This window comes from Massilia sp. LXY-6, assembly GCF_051233485.1.
GTDB lineage: Bacteria > Pseudomonadota > Gammaproteobacteria > Burkholderiales > Burkholderiaceae_D > Telluria.
The window spans coordinates 1-17,128 of sequence record NZ_JBKFGF010000082.1 but is presented as its reverse complement, the minus strand read 5'-3'; the positions used below and the strand labels follow the sequence as shown (position 1 = coordinate 17,128).

Sequence of the window (17,128 nt, the reverse complement as noted above, 5' to 3'; positions counted from 1 at the left end):
GGCCAGGCGCAGCGGCTGGGCTTCGGCGCGCCGGCCCAGCCGGAACGCGGTCTGCCACAGCGACACGGTGCCCAGCACGAAGATGCCGATGGTCGACATGCGCGCCGCCAGCACGTCGCCCATCAGCCAGCCGAACAGCTTGATGCACAGCGCGCCCAGCCAGAAGGCCAGCGGCCCTTCCTCGGGCGAGGGCAGGCCGGCGATGTTGGGCAGCAGCCAGTCCTGGAAGCCGCCGTGCGCCATGGTCCACATGATGCCGAAGCTGGCGGCATCGTCCTTCCACGGATCGCGTCCGATCAGGCCCGGCAGGATGTACAACAGGCCAAGTGCGTACAAGGCCCATCGTGGCAGCGCAAGGGTGGCGGCGGCGGGGAGGCGGACTGGTTTCATCGATAGTGTTGCGTGATGCGTTGGAATAATGCCGGCTAGTATAGCGGCAAAAAAAAAGGAAGCCCCAAGGCTTCCTTTTCCGGAAACCAACAGGCTTCCGGGTGTTCGCTCGCCAGGGAATTAGCCGTTGGCGACGCTGGTCTTCGAGCCGACCGTGCCGAACTTCTGGCGGAATTTCTCAACGCGGCCAGCGGTGTCGACGATCTTGTGCTTACCGGTGAAGAACGGGTGCGATTCAGCCGACACCTCAATCTTGACCAGCGGGTATTGCTTACCTTCGAAATCGATGGTTTCGCGGGTAGCGATGGTCGAACGGGTGATGAATTTGAAATCGCAGGACAGGTCGTGGAAGACGACTTCGCGGTAATCCGGATGGATATCGGTTTTCATGGTGTTGCCTCGGTTAGTTTGGTAGCCAAAAGGCACTTCGTCGGTCATGCTGCTTCTTGACCCGATTGCCGATCACTTGCCGGTTGTGGTAAGGAACCGGAGATTATATGTGACTCGGAGCCGCGAGGCAACCTTGCCGGGTTCAGGGATGGGGCGGGCGCGACATCATGCAGGGCGATGGCGCTTGCACAAAAGAAAAAAGGCGAGTGCGACTCGCCTTTTCGTGGATCCGGTTACAACACGGCCGGAATCAGCCGCCGCGACGCATCATGTCGAAGAACTCGACGTTGTTCTTGGTTGCGCGCATCTTGTCGAGGATGAACTCCATCGCCTCGATCTCGTCCATCGAGTACAGCAGCTTGCGCAGGATCCAGATCTTCTGCAGCTGGTCCGGCTTGATCAGCAGCTCTTCGCGGCGGGTACCCGACTTGTTCAGGTTGATCGCCGGGTAGACGCGCTTCTCGGCCAGGCGGCGCTCGAGGTGCACTTCCATGTTGCCGGTGCCCTTGAATTCTTCGTAGATCACGTCGTCCATGCGCGAGCCGGTTTCGATCAGCGCGGTGGCGACGATGGTCAGCGAACCGCCTTCTTCGACGTTACGGGCGGCGCCGAAGAAACGCTTCGGGCGCTGCAGCGCGTTGGCGTCGACACCGCCGGTCAGGACCTTGCCCGAGGCCGGGATCACGGTGTTGTAGGCGCGCGCCAGGCGGGTGATCGAGTCCAGCAGGATCACGACGTCCTTCTTCATCTCGACCAGGCGCTTGGCCTTCTCCAGCACCATCTCGGCGACCTGCACGTGGCGGGTGGCCGGTTCGTCGAAGGTCGAGGCGACCACTTCGCCGCGCACCGAACGCTGCATCTCGGTCACTTCCTCGGGACGCTCGTCGATCAGCAGGACGATCAGGGTGACGTCCGGGTGGTTCGCGGTGATGGCGTGGGCGATGTGCTGCAGCATGACCGACTTGCCGGACTTCGGCGAGGCCACCAGCAGGCCGCGCTGGCCCTTGCCGATCGGCGAGATCAGGTCGACGATGCGGCCGGTGATGTTTTCCGCGCCGTTCATGTCGCGCTCCAGGCGCAGCGGCTGGTTCGGGTGCAGCGGGGTCAGGTTTTCGAACAGGATGCGGTGCTTCGAGGCTTCCGGCGATTCGCCGTTGACCTTGTCCACCTTGACCAGCGCGAAATAACGCTCGCCATCCTTCGGCGTACGCACTTCCCCTTCGATCGAGTCACCCGTATGCAGGTTGAAGCGGCGGATCTGCGAAGGCGAGATGTAGATGTCGTCGGTCGACGCCATGTAGCTCGCATCCGGCGAACGCAGGAAACCGAAGCCGTCAGGCAGTACCTCGAGCGCGCCGTCGCCGAAAATCTGTTCGCCTTGTTTCGCGCGCTTCTTGAGGATCGCGAACATCAGTTCTTGTTTGCGCAGGCGGGCTGCGTTGTCGATATCCAGGCTGATCGCCATCTCCAGAAGGGCGGAGACGTGCATTGCCTTCAGTTCAGATAAGTGCATGTGTCGGGTGTCCCGTGACGGGAAATAAAGGTAGGGGAGGGAACTGCGTGGGTTAATAACGAGGGAGGTATCGGGGTCGATGGCCTTCCCGGACCGGAATGGCGGCAGTGCGGGCGCACTGCCGCCGGCTATGGTATCAGATGTTGCTGTCGATGAAAGCAGTTAGTTGGCCTTTTGCCATCGCGCCGACTTTCTGCGCGGCTGCCACGCCGTTTTTGAACAGGATCAGGGTCGGGATGCCACGGATGCCGAACTTGGCCGGTACGGCCTGGTTCGCATCGACGTCCATCTTTGCGATCAGGAGCTTGCCGTCATATTCTTTAGCGACTTCTTCCAGGATCGGGGCGATCATCTTGCAGGGGCCGCACCACTCGGCCCAGAAGTCGACCAGGACCGGACGCTCGGATTTCAGCACGTCGGTTTCGAAAGATGCATCGCTAATGTGTTTGATGTTTTCGCTCATGTTTTCCTCAGTGAGAGGTAGGTCAATTAACGCCTGAACGCACAATGGTGGAGACACTGTGTGCAATATTCAATAGTGGAAGAGCTGCAAGGGGGTGTCAGGCGGGGGTTAGCTGAAATAATAACCGATTTTCCTGAAACGTGTTCGCAAGCTTTGTACAAAATCTTAACACGTTGCCGCGCGCTGCGAGCGCGCCGCAGAATATGACATGTGCCGGGCTGCCGGGACGGGGGGGTAGGGCTTGCCGGCAAGCGGCTGGCAGGTTCCAGGCGGTTCGACCTGATCCTATTATTGCCGACGATTGCACCGTCCGACCATGGACCGGCGGATTTATTTTGCTGCGTGGTACAAGCGACAAGCACCCGGCTGCGGCTCAGCCGACGCTGCCGGTGAACTTGTACAGCTGGCCGGGATGCCACATGGTCGCCACCGTCGCGACCCGCCCTTGCGAGGTGGTGCGGCGCCTCTGCACCAGGCAGGCGGCACCGGCGGCGATGTCGAGCATCTCGGCAACCTCGCGCGGCGCCGGCAGCGCCTCGATGCTGTAGGTAGCGCCCTGCAGCGGCGCGGCCACCATCAGATGTTCGTTCGGGGTGACGCGGGTATAGTCCTGCTCCAGGTAGGCGGGGGCGCAGGCCGGGTTGACCCAGCGGTCTTCGACCTGGATCGGCTGGCCGTTCTCGTGGTGCACGATCACGGAATGGAACAGCGGCGTGCCCGGCGCCAGTTCGAACTGCAGGGCCAGCGCTTCGCCAGCCGGTGCCTGTTCCAGCAGCAGCGGGCGGCTGGTGTGGGCGTGTCCGCGCGCGCGGACCTCGTCGGCGATGTTGCGGATCTCGACCAGCGTGGCCTGGTATTTCTGCGGCGCGACGAAGGTGCCCGCGCCCTGGCGCCGTGTCAGCACCTGTTCGGCCGTCAGCTCGCGCACGGCGCGGTTGACGGTCATGCGCGAGACGCCGAACTGGCGCACCAGCGCCTGTTCGGACGGCACCAGGTCGCCTTCCTTCCAGCGGCCGGAAGCGATTTCTCCCATCAGGTAATCCTTGATGCGCTGAAAAATCGGCGTGGCGCCCTGTTCGCTGTGCTGTTCCAAATTGTTCTCCTGCTTTACGATGGCGGGCCGCGGGGGCGGTGCGAAGGGGATTGTCCGGCACAGGCAATTTGAAAGCAAGACCCGGGATGACGGCTGGGCCATTCGCCGTTAGCATGGTTGTATTCGACTTATGGAGGCTACCATGGATAAGCCAGCTTTCAGCACCGACGACGAACGTTGGGCCGCGGTTCAGCAGCGTACGCGCGAGGCCGACGGCCTTTTCTATTACTCGGTGCGTACCACCGGCGTGTACTGCCAGCCGTCGTGCCCCTCGCGCGGCGCGCGGCGCGTCAACGTCGCTTTTCATGCCAGCCGCCAAGAAGCCGAGGCGGCCGGATTCCGCGCCTGCCTGCGCTGCAAGCCGGACCAGCCGCCGTTGGCCCAGCGCCAGGCCGCCGCCGTGGCGCAGGCTTGCCGGCTGATCGATGCCGCGCTCGACGAGCCGGATCTCGCTACGCTGGCGAGCGCCTGCGGCATGAGCCGCTTCCACTTTCATCGGGTGTTCAAGGCGCAAACCGGAATCACCCCGAAGGCCTACGGGGCCGCACGGCGTGCCGAACGTCTCAAGCACGGGCTGGCGCAGGCGCCCAGCGTGACTGCCGCCGTCTACGACGCCGGGTTCAATTCCAGTGGCCGCTTTTATGCGGCGTCATCCGGGGTCCTGGGCATGACGCCACAGCGCTACCGTTCGGGTGGCGGCGGCGAGGCGATCCGCTTCGCGGTGGCGGAGTGCTCGCTGGGGGCGCTGCTGGTGGCCGCCACCGGAAAGGGCATCTGCTCGATCCTGCTGGGCGACGATCCGGACGCGCTGGTGCGCGACCTGCAGGACCGTTTTCCACGCGCCGACCTGATCGGCGCCGAACCGGCATTTGAAAGTACCGTGGTGCAGGTGCTTGCCTTCGTCGAAGCGCCGCGCATCGGGCTGGACCTGCCGCTCGACGTCCGCGGCACCGCCTTCCAGCAGCGCGTCTGGCAGGCGCTGCGCGCGATCCCGGCCGGCCGCACGCTGGGTTATGCCGCGCTGGCGGCGCAACTTGGGATGCCGCAGGGCGCCCGCGCCGTGGCTGGGGCGTGCGCCGCGAACCCGGTGGCGGTCGCGATCCCGTGTCACCGCGTGGTGCGCAATGACGGGTCGATTTCCGGCTATCGCTGGGGTGTCGAGCGCAAGCGGGCGCTGCTGGAGCGCGAGCTTGCGCAAGATTAAACCGGGGTCAGAGCCCGGTTTTTGGAAATGGCTTCGCGCTTAGATCCCATTAGTACGTGATGGGTATTACGCAATGCCCAGTGGGCGGTTCCCGTTGCCGGCCTTTCTTACTTCGTCAAGCAAGTCTTCCGACAAGGCTTCACCGAACAAATGGCGGTATGCAGCATGACGCAGCGCTGGGATGTCGCCCAAGCTTGCATACAAGGAATGAGGAGTGATCAGGGAACTCTCCTGACCATAAGCATTGGCTCGATGGCTTGACCATGGATAGTCAGCCGGCGCATCCACCATATGTGCCCGCACCGGATTGAGCTCGATATAGCGTTGGCAGATCAGGAAATAGCGCTCATCCCGTACCGAACTTGAACGAAAGCGCCCTTCCCACAATGTACCGGTACGCGTATGACGGCGATTGAAATACTGGACATAACGTTGACCCAGCCGCTGCATCATCGTGCTTGCGCCATCGGCAGTATCTGGCGAAAGCAACAGATGAACATGGTTAGTCATCAGGACATAAGCATGAATGGCGCAGCCGGCGTCGAATGCACATTCGCGGAGCATGTCGAGGTAGGCCAGGTAATCATTGTGCAGGTGAAAGCAGGGCAATCGGTTATTACCTCGCTGGATCACATGCAGCGGAATCGAAGGAAGAACGGCGCGGCGTGGACGTGGCATGGTGAAGGCAGAGCAGGCAAGAACCCCAAACGTAAGATATTGACCCTTCGGATATGCGACCGGAATCAATTGTGCGCAAGTTTGCCGGGGCAGTGAGTTTTTGGAACTGAAAAATTCTGCTGAGTAATTGACAAAAATCGGGCTCTGACCCCGGTTTGTGTTTTTCTATACACTCTCCTTCTTTACAAGAATGGAGAGCCAACGATGCGCCTGAAACCCTTGCAGTCCGCCCTGTTCGCCGTGATCGCCGCCGGTACGATGGCCGCGGCCCATGCCGATACCGTGATCGACAACGCCAACGGCTACACGCTGAACGCCAAAGGGAACATCGTCCAGTTCGCATCGCTGGCCTTCGACGACCAGGGCAGGATCCTCGCGGTCGGCACGGCGCCGGAGGTGGCGGCCAAGGCGCCGAACGCCAGGCACGTGGACCTCCAGGGCCGCACCGTGCTGCCGGGCCTGATCGATGCGCACGGCCACGTGTTCGGCCTGGGCGCGATGCTGACCCAGCTCGACCTGTCGGGGTCCACCTCGCTGGATGGCGCGCTGAAGTCGATCGCCGACTATGCGCGCGCCAACCCGCAGCAGGCCTGGGTGCGCGGGCGCGGCTGGAACCAGGAGATCTGGAAGCTGGGCCGCTTCCCGACCGCCAAGGAACTCGACGGCGCCGTCAGCGACCGCCCGGTCTGGCTCGAGCGCGTCGATGGCCATGCCGGCTGGGCCAACAGCCGCGTGCTGGCGCTGGCCGGCATCACGAACGCGACCCCGGATCCGGTCGGCGGCAAGATCGTGCGCGACGAGAACGGCGTCGCCACCGGCGTGCTGGTCGACGCCGCCCAGGGCCTGGTCACCAGGGTGCTGCCGCAGCAGACCGAGCAGGAAGGCCGCGTGATGCTCGACCGGGCACTCCAGAACATGGCCAGCGTCGGCCTGACCAGCGTGCACGATGCCGGCATCACGGTCGGCGAGGACAAGTTGTACCGCGACTATGCCGACCACGGCAAGCTGACCGCGCGCATCTACGCCATGATCGGCGGCACCGGCGCGGACTTCGACCAGCTGGCCAAGAACGGGCCCGTCAACAGCTACGGCAAGGACATGTACGCGCTGCGCGCCGTGAAGCTGTATGCCGACGGCGCCCTCGGCAGCCGCGGCGCGGCCCTGCTGGCGCCCTACAGCGACGATCCGCATTCGCACGGCCTGCTGTTCCATACGAACAAGGAGATCGACGCCATGATCACCAAGGCCATCAGGAAGGGCTACCAGGTGAACGTGCACGCGATCGGCGACGCCGGCAACAAGCAGATCCTCGATACCTTCGCAAAAGAGATCCCGGCCAACAAGTCGCTCGACCAGCGCCACCGCATCGAGCATGCCCAGGTCGTGACCTTGAACGACATCCCGCGCTTCAAGAGCATCGGCATCATCCCGTCGATGCAGCCGACCCACGCGACCTCGGACAAGAACATGGCCGAGACCCGCATCGGCGCGGAGCGCATGAAGGGCGCCTACGCCTGGCGCAGCTTCCTGCAGCAGGGTTCGCGCATCGCCTGCGGTTCCGACTTCCCGGTCGAGGCGCCGAACCCCTTCTTCGGCATCCACGCCGCCGTTACCCGCCAGGACAAGCACGGCCAGCCGATCGCCGGCTGGTACCCGGAACAGGAGATGTCGCTCAAGGAAGCCTTCCGCTGCTTCACGCTTGACGCAGCCTACGCCGGCCACCAGGAAAAAACGCTGGGCTCGCTCGAAGCCGGCAAGTACGCCGACTTCATCGTCATCGACCGCGACCTGTTCAAGATGTCCCCCTACGACATTTACCAGACCACCGTGCTCGAAACCTGGGTGGCCGGCCGCCAGGTCTATCAAAAGAAGTAAGCAAATGACGGTGGGGGGATTGACTGAGTTGTATAGACAACCTAGACTTTCTAGAAATATCCCAGGAGCCTGCCATGACCCAAGCTTCCCCCCATCCGCATGCTGAACAAGGCGGCGCCGATCCACGTTTCGACCCGGCGCGCGTGATCCGCGCCCCGCGCGGCAGCCAGCTTGCCTGCAAGAGCTGGCTCACCGAAGCGGCCTACCGCATGTTGCAGAACAACCTGGATGCCGAGGTGGCGGAGAATCCGCAGCGCCTCGTCGTCTACGGCGGCATCGGCCGCGCGGCGCGCGACTGGGCTTGCTTCGACCAGATCCTGGCCTCGCTGAAGACGCTCGAGGACGACCAGACCCTGCTGATCCAGTCCGGCAAGCCGGTCGGCGTGTTCCAGACCCATGCCGACGCGCCGCGCGTCCTGCTCGCCAACTCCAATCTGGTGCCGAAATGGGCCAACTGGGAACACTTCAACGAGCTCGATCGCAAGGGCCTGTTCATGTACGGCCAGATGACGGCCGGCAGCTGGATCTATATCGGCACCCAGGGCATCGTGCAGGGCACCTACGAAACCTTTGCCGAAGCCGGGCGCCAGCACTTCGGCGGCGACATGGCAGGGCGCTGGATCCTCACCGCCGGCCTGGGCGGCATGGGCGGCGCGCAGCCGCTGGCCGCGAGCTTCGCGGGTGCGGTCTCGCTGACCGTCGAATGCCAGCAGAGCAGCATCGACTTCCGCCTGCGCACCCGCTACCTGGACAAGCAGGCGTCCAGCATCGATGAAGCGCTGGAGATGATCCGCCAGTACAAAGACAAAAAAGAAGCCGTCTCGATCGGCCTGCTCGGCAATGCCGCCGACGTGCTGCCCGAACTGGTGCGCCGCGCAAAAGAGGGCGGCCTGGTGCCGGACCTGGTGACCGACCAGACCTCGGCCCACGACCTGATCAACGGCTACCTGCCGCGCGGCTGGACCGTCGCGCAGTGGCAGGCCGCGCAGCAGGATCCGTCGCAGCATGCGCAACTCAAGCAGGCCGCGAGCGAATCCTGCGCCGCCCACGTGCAGGCGATCCTCGATTTCCAGCACATGGGCGCGCAAGCGGTCGACTACGGCAACAACATCCGCCAGGTCGCGCTCGACCAGGGGGTGAAAAACGCTTTCGATTTCCCCGGCTTCGTGCCGGCCTATATCCGCCCGCAGTTCTGCGAGGGCCGCGGCCCGTTCCGCTGGGTGGCGCTGTCCGGCGACCCCGAAGACATCTACAAGACCGACGCGAAGATCAAGGAGCTGTTCCCGCAGCACGCGCGCGTGCACCGCTGGCTCGACATGGCGCGCGAACGCATCGCCTTCCAGGGTCTGCCCGCGCGCATCTGCTGGCTGGGGCTGGGCGAGCGCCACATCGCCGGCCTGGCCTTCAACGAGATGGTGCGCACCGGCGAATTGAAGGCGCCGATCGTGATCGGCCGCGACCACCTCGACACGGGTTCCGTCGCCAGCCCGAACCGCGAAACGGAAGCCATGCGCGACGGCACCGACGCCGTCTCCGACTGGCCGCTGCTGAACGCCATGCTGAACACCGCCGGCGGCGCGACCTGGGTCTCGCTGCACCACGGCGGCGGGGTCGGCATGGGCTACTCCCAGCACGCCGGCGTCGTCATCGTCGCCGACGGCAGCGAAGCCGCGGATAAACGCCTGGCACGCGTGCTGGTGAACGACTGCGCCTCCGGCGTGATGCGCCATGCCGACGCCGGCTACGAACTCGCGATCGAAGCCGCCAAGCGCTTCGGCCTGACACTCCCGATGATCAAATGAGCACCATGAAACAAGCACCGCACCATCTGACCCTGCAACCGGGGGCCTTGAGCCTCACCGAGCTGCGCGCCGTCTGGCAGCACGCCGGCAGCCTGTCGCTGGCGCCAAGCGCCTACGCGGCGATCGAGGCCTCGGCCGCCACCGTGCAGGCGATCGTCGCCAAGGGCGATCCGGCCTACGGCATCAACACCGGCTTCGGCATCCTGGCCAAGCGCCACATCCCGCAGGCCCAGCTCGAACAGCTGCAGCAGAACCTGATCCTGTCGCATGCGGTCGGTACCGGCGAGCTGCTGCCGGACCACGTCGTGCGCCTGATCCTGCTGACCAAGATCGGCAGCCTGGCGCGCGGCTATTCCGGCGTGCGTCCGCTGATCGTCGACACCCTGATCGCCCTGTACAACGCCGGCATCATGCCGGCCATTCCTTGCCAGGGTTCGGTCGGCGCATCCGGCGACCTGGCGCCGCTGGCCCACATGACCCTGGCCATGCTGGGCGTCGGCCAGGTACGCATGAAGGGCGAACCGATGGAGGCGCGCGCGGCCCTGCGGGCGGCCGGGATCGAGCCGGTGGTGCTGGCAGCGAAGGAGGGCCTGGCCCTGATCAACGGCACCCAGGTGTCGACCGCGCTGGCGCTGCACGGCCTGTTCATGTCCGAGCGCCTGCTGGAAGCGGCGATGGTGACCGGCGCGCTGTCGCTGGATGCCGCGCGCGGCAGCGACGCCCCGTTCGACCCGCGCGTGCATGCGGTGCGCGGCCAGCCGGGCCAGATCGCGGCGGCCAGGATTTACCGCGAACTGGTGGCCGGCAGCGCGATCCGCGCCTCGCACCTGGTCGGCGACGAGCGCGTGCAGGACCCGTACAGCCTGCGCTGCCAGCCGCAGGTGATGGGCGCCGTGATGGACCTGATCGCCCAGGCCGGCCGCACGCTCCTGATCGAGTCGAATGCCGTGACCGACAACCCGCTGATCTTCCAGGAGGACGGGGGCACGGTTGTTTCGGGTGGAAATTTCCATGCGGAACCCGTGGCCTTCGCGGCCGACACCCTGGCCCTGGCCATCGCCGAGATCGGCGCGCTGGCCGAGCGCCGCATCGCGCTGCTGATCGATGCCACGCTGTCCGGGCTGCCGCCGTTCCTGGTGAAGGAGCCGGGCCTGAATTCCGGCTTCATGATCGCCCACGTGACGGCCGCGGCGCTGGCCTCGGAGAATAAATCGCTGGCGCATCCGGCCAGCGTCGACAGCCTGCCGACCTCGGCCAACCAGGAAGACCATGTCAGCATGGCCACCTTCGCGGCGCGCCGTCTCGACCAGATGGCGCACAATACGGGTGTCATCGTCGGGATCGAACTGCTGGCGGCGGCACAGGGGATCGAGTTCCATCGGCCGCTGACGAGCTCCGCTCATCTGGAGCACGTGCACGCCCAGCTGCGCGGGCGCGTGGCGGCCTTCGACGAAGACCGCTTCTTCGCACCGGACATCGAACTGGCGAAGAAGATGGTGATGGAGGGCGAGCTGTCCGCTTCGTGCCGCGACCTGTTCGCCGCGCTGCATCCCTAAACACCGGAGTCACAGGAGACGCAATGGATTTCAGGTTCACACCGGGCCACCTGCCGCTGCTGGTATCGATGCCCCACGTGGGCACCGACATTCCCGACGACGTGGCAGCAAGCCTGATGCCATGCGCGGCGGCGCGTGCCGACACCGACTGGCACCTGGCCGAGCTGTACGGCTTCGCCGCGGAGATGGGCGCCTCGGTACTGTCGGCGCGCTGGTCGCGCTACCTGATCGACCTGAACCGCCCGCCGGAGGACAGCAACCTGTATCCGGGCCAGGACACGACCGGCCTGTGCCCGGTCGACACCTTCGGGCGCGAGCGCCTGTACCGCGAAGGCATGGAGCCGGACGAGGCCGAGATCCGGCGCCGCCTGGCGCTTTACTGGCAGCCGTATCACGCGCAGCTGCGCGCGGAGCTCGACCGCCTGCTGGCGCTGCACGGCCGCGTGGTGCTGTGGGATGCCCACTCGATCGCGTCAACCGTGCCGCGCTTCTTCGACGGCCGCCTGCCCGACCTGAACTTCGGCACCGCCGACGGCAAGTCCTGCTCGCAGCAACTGGAGGGCGCGCTGATCAAGCTGGTGGACAGCCAGGACCGCTACTCCTTCGTGTTCAACGGCCGCTTCAAGGGCGGCCACATCACGCGCTTCTACGGCAACCCGGCCGCAAACGTGCACGCGGTCCAGCTCGAGATGGCGCAGTGCCTGTACATGAACGAGGCGGCGCCGTTCGACTACCGTCCCGACCTGGCGGGCCAGGTGCAGCCGCTGCTGCGCGAACTGCTCGGCGCGGCCGTGGAGTGGGTGCGTCAATGAGCATGTCGACCAGCGCTTTGTTCGCGCGCCACGCCCTGCTGCCCGAAGGCTGGCGCGCCGACGTGCTGCTGGAATGGGACGAGCGGGGCGACCTGAGCTCGGTCCGACCCGGGGCCGACGCGCTGGCAGGTGTAGAGAAAGCCGATTATGTCCTGCCGGGGATGATCAACCTGCACTCGCATGCCTTTCAGCGCGCCATGGCCGGCCTGGCCGAGCGGGCGGGCAGCAGCGAGGACAGCTTCTGGACCTGGCGCGAGCTGATGTACCGCTTTGCCGGCCGCATTACGCCGGAGCAGATGGAAGCGGTGGCCGCCCAGCTGCAGGTCGAGTGCCTGCGCCATGGCTACACGGCGATCTGCGAATTTCATTATGTGCAGCGCGACCCTGGCGGCGCGCTGTACGCGAATCCGGCCGAAACCGCGCTGCGCATCGCCGCGGCGGCGCGCCGATCCGGCATCGGCCTGACCCTGCTGCCGGTCATGTACGGCTACGCCGGCTTCGGCGAGCAGCCTTTGAAACCCGGGCAGCAGCGCTTCCGTACCGATCCGGAGCTGGTGCTGCGGATCGTCGAGGCACTCGAAGCGCAGCGTGGGCCGCAGCTCGAAGTCGGGGCGGCGCCGCATTCGCTGCGCGCGGCGTCCGCCGGCCAGCTGCGCGAGCTGGTGGCCGGACTGCCGGCCGGGCGTCCGCTGCACATCCACATCGCCGAGCAGCAGCTCGAAGTACAGCAGTGCCTGGAGGTGCTAGGTGCCCGTCCGGTCGACTACCTGATGGAGCGGGTCGAGGTCGACGGCCGCTGGTGCCTGGTGCATGCGACCCATCTGTCGGACGGTGAGGTGGCCGCGCTGGCGGCCAGCGGCGCCGTCGCCGGCCTGTGCCCGACCACCGAGGCCAATCTCGGCGACGGCCTGTTCCCGCTCGCGCCCTACCTGGCCGCCGGCGGCGTGTTCGGCATCGGCAGCGACAGCCATGTGTCGCAGAGCCCGGTCGAAGAACTGCGCTGGCTCGAATACGGCCAGCGCCTGGCGCGCCGGCAGCGCAACATCGCCGTGGACGATGCTTGCCGCGACGTCGGCACCTACCTGTGGCGGCAGGCGCTGCGCGGCGGCGCCCAGACGTCCGGGCGTGCCGTCGGCAGGCTGGCAGCGGGGCGGCGCGCCGACCTGCTGGTGCTGGACGGCGCCCATCCGAACCTCGACGGTCTGGACACCGGCGAGGTGCTGGGCCGCTTCCTGTTCTGCGGTAACGACAACCTGGTGCGCGACGTGCTGGCCGGCGGCCGGTGGGTGGTGCGCGACGGGCGCCACGTCGACCAGGATGCGGTCGCGCGGCGCTATACGCAGGCCGTACGCGCGCTGCGCGCGATGTGATTGATGATCGGTGAGGTGACCCCATGACGATGCTCATTCCCTATGCCAGCCTGGCCCAGGTGCCCTGGAAGAACGGCGGCGGCAGCACGACCCAGATCGCGGTGTTCCCGCCGGATGCCGGCTTCGAGGATTTCGACTGGCGCGTGAGCCTGGCGACCATCGCCGAGGACGGCGCCTTCTCCGAGTTCCCCGGCGTGGAACGCACCCTGGCCCTGGTCGAGGGACATGGCATGACGCTCGAGATCGGCGAGGAGACGATCATGTTGTCGAAGGCCGATCCGGTGGCGGCCTTCGACGGCGAGTCTCCCGTGGTGGCCAAGCTGAGCCGCGGACCGAGCGTGGACTTCAACGTGATGACCCGCATCGACCGCTGCTACCACCAGTTCGGCCGGCGCGTGCTGAGCGGCGAATCGCGCTTCGTCGCGCGCGCGCCCGTCACCGTGCTGTTCCTGGCCGAAGGCGACAGCCTGGAACTGTGCAGCGACGAGCAGCGCATCAACATGGTCCGCTACGACGCCGTGCTGCTCGACCAGGGCACGACCTGGACGCTGCAGGCGGGGCAGGGGGTGATCTTCATCGCCGACATCCATTACTACGACAGCGAGGAAGATCTCGAGGAAGGCGACGGCGACTATGAGTGAGCGGGCCGCGCAGTTCGACCTTCTGTTCGCCAACGCGCGCCTGGCCACCATGGCGGACGGCTACGGCATCGTCGAAGACGGCGCGGTGGCGGTGCGGGACGGACGCATCGCCTGGGTCGGATCGCGCAAGGAAGCGCCGGCGGCGGCGCGCGAGCACGATTGCGGCGGCCTGTGGCTCACGCCCGGCCTGATCGACTGCCACACCCACATCGTCCACGCCGGCAACCGCAGCGACGAATGGGAGGCGCGCCTGAACGGCGCCAGCTACGAAGACATCGCGCGCCAGGGCGGCGGCATCATGTCGACCGTGCGCGCCACCCGTGCGGCCAGCGAGGACGAGCTGCTGCGCCAGAGCCGGCCGCGCATCCAGGCCCTGCTGGCCGAGGGCGTGACCACGCTCGAGATCAAGTCCGGCTACGGGCTCGACCTGGAGTCCGAAGCGAAGATGCTGCGCGTGGCGCGCCGCGTGGGCGAGGTGCTGCCGGTGAACGTGGCCACTACCTTTCTCGGCGCGCACGCGCTGCCGCCGGAATTCGCGGGCCGCCCCGACGACTACATCGGCGCCATCTGCGAACGCATGCTGCCGGCCCTGGCGCAAGAAGGCCTGGTCGACGCCGTCGACGCCTTCTGCGAACGGATCGGCTTTTCGCATGCGCAGACGGCGCGCGTGTTCGAGACGGCGCGGCGGCTCCAGCTGCCGGTCAAGCTGCACGCCGAGCAGCTGTCCGACCAAGGCGGTGCGGCCCTGGTGGCCGAGTATGGCGGCCTGTCGGCCGACCACCTCGAACACCTGTCGCCGCAAGGCGCGGCGGCGATGGCACGCGCCGGCACCGTGGCGGTGCTGCTGCCGGGCGCCTACTACTTCCTGCGCGAGACGGTGATGCCGCCGCTGCCGCTGCTGCGCGAAGCCGGCGTGCCGCTGGCGCTGGCCACCGACTGCAATCCCGGCACTTCACCCATGACTTCGCTGCTGCTGGCGATGAACATGGCCTGCACCTTGTGGCGCATGACGCCGCTGGAAGCCCTGCGCGGCTGCACCGTGAATGCGGCGCGCGCGCTGGGCCGCAGCAAGCTCGGTACGCTCCAGGTGGGCAAGCGCGCCGACTTGGCCCTGTGGGACATCGCCCGCCCGGCCGACCTGGCGTATGCGATCGGCGCCAACCCGTGCCGACTGGTCGTCAATGCCGGCGTGCCGCGCGCACCGAACCTGGGCCTGCCGGGCTGAAGGCGGCTATCATGCACGTGGCCGGGGTGGCTCATCCGCCGGCGTCACGACATGGAGGCGTATGCTCAGGTTTGCCTTGCTGGTGCTGGTATGGATCGTCTGCTCGTCGGCCAGTGGGGCCGGCGCGGCCTCGTCCGACGAGGTATTGAAGGTCGGCTCCAAGCGCTTCACCGAGTCCTATATCCTGGGCGAGATCCTGGTGCAGACGGCCGCGCCGGTGGTGCGCACCGAGCACCGCCAGGGCCTGGGCAACACCGCCATCGTCCTGAGTGCGCTGCGCACCGGCGCGATCGACGTGTATCCGGAATACCTGGGCACGATCGACCTCGAAATCCTCAAGCATGCCAGGCCGACCTCGCTGGAGGCAATGCGCGCGGCCCTGCGCCCGCTCGGCCTGGGCGTCGGCGTGCCGCTGGGCTTTTCGAACGGCTACGCGCTGGCCATGCGTGGCGATGCCGGCATCGCCACGCTGTCCGGACTGGCGGGCAGGCCCGATCTGAAGTTCGGCCTGTCGCACGAATTCCTGGGCCGGCTTGACGGCTGGCCCGGGCTGGCCGCGCACTACGCCTTAGCGCAGCAGCCGCGCGGGATCGACCATGGCATCGCCTACGAAGCCTTGCAGCAGCGCCAGGTGGATGTGATCGACATCTACTCGACCGATGCGAAGATCCGCCAGTACGGCCTGCGCGTGCTGGAAGACGACAAGCATTACTTCCCGCGCTATGACGCCGTGCTGCTGTACCGGCTCGACCTGCCGGAACGGTTTCCGCAGGCGTGGCGTGCGTTGCAGGGGCTCGAAGGCCGCATCGGTAACGACGCGATGATCGCCATGAATGCGCAGGCGGAGCTGGAGGGCAAACCGTTTGCGGAGATTGCGCGCGATTGGCTGGCCGGCAGCACCGCACGCCCGACGGACAAGCCGGCGGTGCATGACGGGCTGCTGGCCAAAACCTTCGGCAACGGCTTTGCGCAGCTGGCGCGCCAGCACTTGCTGCTGGTGCTGGCCGCAGTGCTGCTCGGTTGCCTGGCGGGTATTCCGCTGGGCGTGCTGGCGGCGCTGGCGCCGCGCCTGCGCCAGCCGGTGCTGGCGGTGGCGGGCACGCTGCAGACGGTGCCCTCGCTGGCCCTGCTGGCGATCCTGATCCCGCTGCTGGGCCGGATCGGCACCGTGCCGGCGCTGGTCGCCCTGTGCGCCTATGCTTTATTGCCGATCGTCCGTAACACCTGCACCGGCCTGCTGCAGGTGCCGGCCGGGCTGCGTCAGGCCGCACTGGCACTGGGCCTGACGCGCCGCCAGATGCTGTTGAAGGTCGAGCTGCCGCTGGCGGCACCGGTAATCCTGGCCGGCGTCAAGACCGCCGCGGTGATGAGCGTGGGAACGGCGACGATCGCCGCCTTCATCGGCGCCGGCGGCTTCGGCGAACGCATCACCACCGGGCTGGCGCTGAACGACAACGACATGCTGCTGGCGGGCGCGATTCCGGCCGCGCTGCTGGCCTTGCTCACACAGGCCGCCTTCGAGCTGGCCGAACACGTACTGGCACGGCGGCGCTTCGCGGCGCGCGCATCACAGTGACTGGAGTTTGGAGCGGGTAGCGGAAATCGCGCGGTGCAGCATGCGCTCGGCGTAGAAATCGTTCTCGCGCTGGGCCGCGATGATGTGCAGGCTGCGCGTGTAGTTGTCGAGCCGGGAACGCAGCCAGGCCCGGTAGACCATTCTCGCGATCGGTTTGACGCTCAGTTTCATGTCCGTGTCCTCGTCTGGAGGCCACATTGTCATGCACAGCGACTTATTGCATTTGTGATCACTCAATCGAGCGCGACAGTTAAGTTCCCGCCGATTTCAGAAGATTTGCGCTTTCTGTTACGGGCGTAAGCATTTGTAAAGGACAAGCCCGGGCGGGCTTTCCGGGAGATATATTGGAACCGTTGGATTCAATTCTCCCCTCCCATCTATTGGGTTTCCCACGGCGCCATAACCGGCCCCGTGGGCTTTTCTTTTAGAGCAATGGGATGGACGCCCCCACCCGTAACGGCATCGATGTGCCAAAGTGGAAGTATCGAGCAACCACTTGAACCGAGGGGGGCGTCATCATGGAGATTACGACAGTTGGCA

Annotated in this window: 15 protein-coding genes and 1 pseudogene; 9 read left to right on the top strand and 7 right to left on the bottom strand. The window is 66.1% G+C overall.

Annotated elements, in window-relative coordinates; translation table 11 throughout:
- The 5 genes and pseudogenes from ACI48D_RS25285 to hutC form a co-directional block, all read right to left on the bottom strand.
- Positions 1-390: pseudogene (locus ACI48D_RS25285) on the bottom strand (glycosyltransferase); the annotation flags it as partial.
- Between the two features lie 120 nt (positions 391-510).
- Positions 511-780, bottom strand: coding sequence for a type B 50S ribosomal protein L31 (locus ACI48D_RS25280; protein ID WP_435574004.1), 270 nt, complete (start codon positions 778-780; stop codon positions 511-513).
- A gap of 250 nt (positions 781-1,030) precedes the next feature.
- Entirely contained in the window at positions 1,031-2,293 is a 1,263-nt protein-coding gene (rho, locus tag ACI48D_RS25275) for a transcription termination factor Rho (RefSeq protein ID WP_435574003.1), read from the bottom strand.
- A gap of 136 nt (positions 2,294-2,429) precedes the next feature.
- Positions 2,430-2,756, bottom strand: a complete 327-nt coding sequence (gene trxA / locus ACI48D_RS25270; protein ID WP_036236119.1) for a thioredoxin TrxA — start codon at positions 2,754-2,756, stop codon at positions 2,430-2,432.
- A 373-nt stretch (positions 2,757-3,129) separates the two neighbouring features.
- Entirely contained in the window at positions 3,130-3,849 is a 720-nt protein-coding gene (gene hutC, locus ACI48D_RS25265) for a histidine utilization repressor (protein ID WP_435574002.1), read from the bottom strand.
- A 142-nt stretch (positions 3,850-3,991) separates the two neighbouring features.
- Here hutC and ada point away from each other — a divergent pair, with 142 nt between their 5' ends.
- The gene (gene ada / locus ACI48D_RS25260) at positions 3,992-5,053 is read left to right on the top strand and encodes a bifunctional DNA-binding transcriptional regulator/O6-methylguanine-DNA methyltransferase Ada (RefSeq protein WP_435574001.1); all 1,062 of its coding nucleotides are present in this window, start codon (positions 3,992-3,994) and stop codon (positions 5,051-5,053) included.
- A 66-nt stretch (positions 5,054-5,119) separates the two neighbouring features.
- On the opposite strand, the gene ACI48D_RS25255 is transcribed toward ada, so the two are convergent.
- Positions 5,120-5,800, bottom strand: a complete 681-nt coding sequence (locus tag ACI48D_RS25255; protein ID WP_435574000.1) for a transposase — start codon at positions 5,798-5,800, stop codon at positions 5,120-5,122.
- Between the two features lie 135 nt (positions 5,801-5,935).
- On the opposite strand from ACI48D_RS25255, the gene ACI48D_RS25250 reads away from it, so the two are divergent.
- The 8 genes from ACI48D_RS25250 (at position 5,936) to ACI48D_RS25215 (ending at position 16,588) form a co-directional block, all read left to right on the top strand.
- Positions 5,936-7,606: an amidohydrolase gene (locus ACI48D_RS25250; protein ID WP_435573999.1), complete on the top strand. Its 1,671-nt coding sequence runs from the start codon at positions 5,936-5,938 to the stop codon at positions 7,604-7,606.
- 74 nt (positions 7,607-7,680) lie between these two features.
- Positions 7,681-9,408 carry a urocanate hydratase gene (gene hutU / locus ACI48D_RS25245; RefSeq protein ID WP_435573998.1) on the top strand — a complete coding sequence of 576 codons (1,728 nt, stop codon included), beginning with the start codon at positions 7,681-7,683 and terminating at the stop codon, positions 9,406-9,408.
- Positions 9,405-10,964 (top strand): histidine ammonia-lyase, encoded by a 1,560-nt coding sequence (gene hutH, locus ACI48D_RS25240; protein WP_435573997.1) that lies wholly within the window; start codon positions 9,405-9,407, stop codon positions 10,962-10,964. Before hutU ends, hutH begins: the two co-directional genes overlap by 4 nt.
- A 23-nt stretch (positions 10,965-10,987) precedes the next feature.
- Entirely contained in the window at positions 10,988-11,776 is a 789-nt protein-coding gene (gene hutG / locus ACI48D_RS25235) for an N-formylglutamate deformylase (RefSeq protein ID WP_435573996.1), read from the top strand.
- Complete coding sequence (locus ACI48D_RS25230; protein ID WP_435573995.1) at positions 11,773-13,146, top strand: formimidoylglutamate deiminase; 1,374 nt, start codon at positions 11,773-11,775, stop codon at positions 13,144-13,146. Before hutG ends, ACI48D_RS25230 begins: the two co-directional genes overlap by 4 nt.
- 23 nt (positions 13,147-13,169) lie before the next feature.
- On the top strand, positions 13,170-13,787 hold the full coding sequence (locus ACI48D_RS25225; RefSeq protein WP_435573994.1) for a HutD/Ves family protein: 618 nt from the start codon (positions 13,170-13,172) through the stop codon (positions 13,785-13,787).
- Positions 13,780-15,012, top strand: a complete 1,233-nt coding sequence (gene hutI, locus ACI48D_RS25220; RefSeq protein WP_435573993.1) for an imidazolonepropionase — start codon at positions 13,780-13,782, stop codon at positions 15,010-15,012. Before ACI48D_RS25225 ends, hutI begins: the two co-directional genes overlap by 8 nt.
- Positions 15,013-15,073: 61 nt before the next feature.
- Positions 15,074-16,588 (top strand): ABC transporter permease/substrate-binding protein, encoded by a 1,515-nt coding sequence (locus ACI48D_RS25215; protein ID WP_435573992.1) that lies wholly within the window; start codon positions 15,074-15,076, stop codon positions 16,586-16,588.
- Here ACI48D_RS25215 and ACI48D_RS25210 read toward each other — a convergent pair.
- On the bottom strand, positions 16,580-16,759 hold the full coding sequence (locus ACI48D_RS25210) for a hypothetical protein (protein WP_435573991.1): 180 nt from the start codon (positions 16,757-16,759) through the stop codon (positions 16,580-16,582). The two genes, ACI48D_RS25215 and ACI48D_RS25210, sit on opposite strands and share 9 nt — an antisense overlap.
- Positions 16,760-17,128 lie beyond the last annotated feature (369 nt).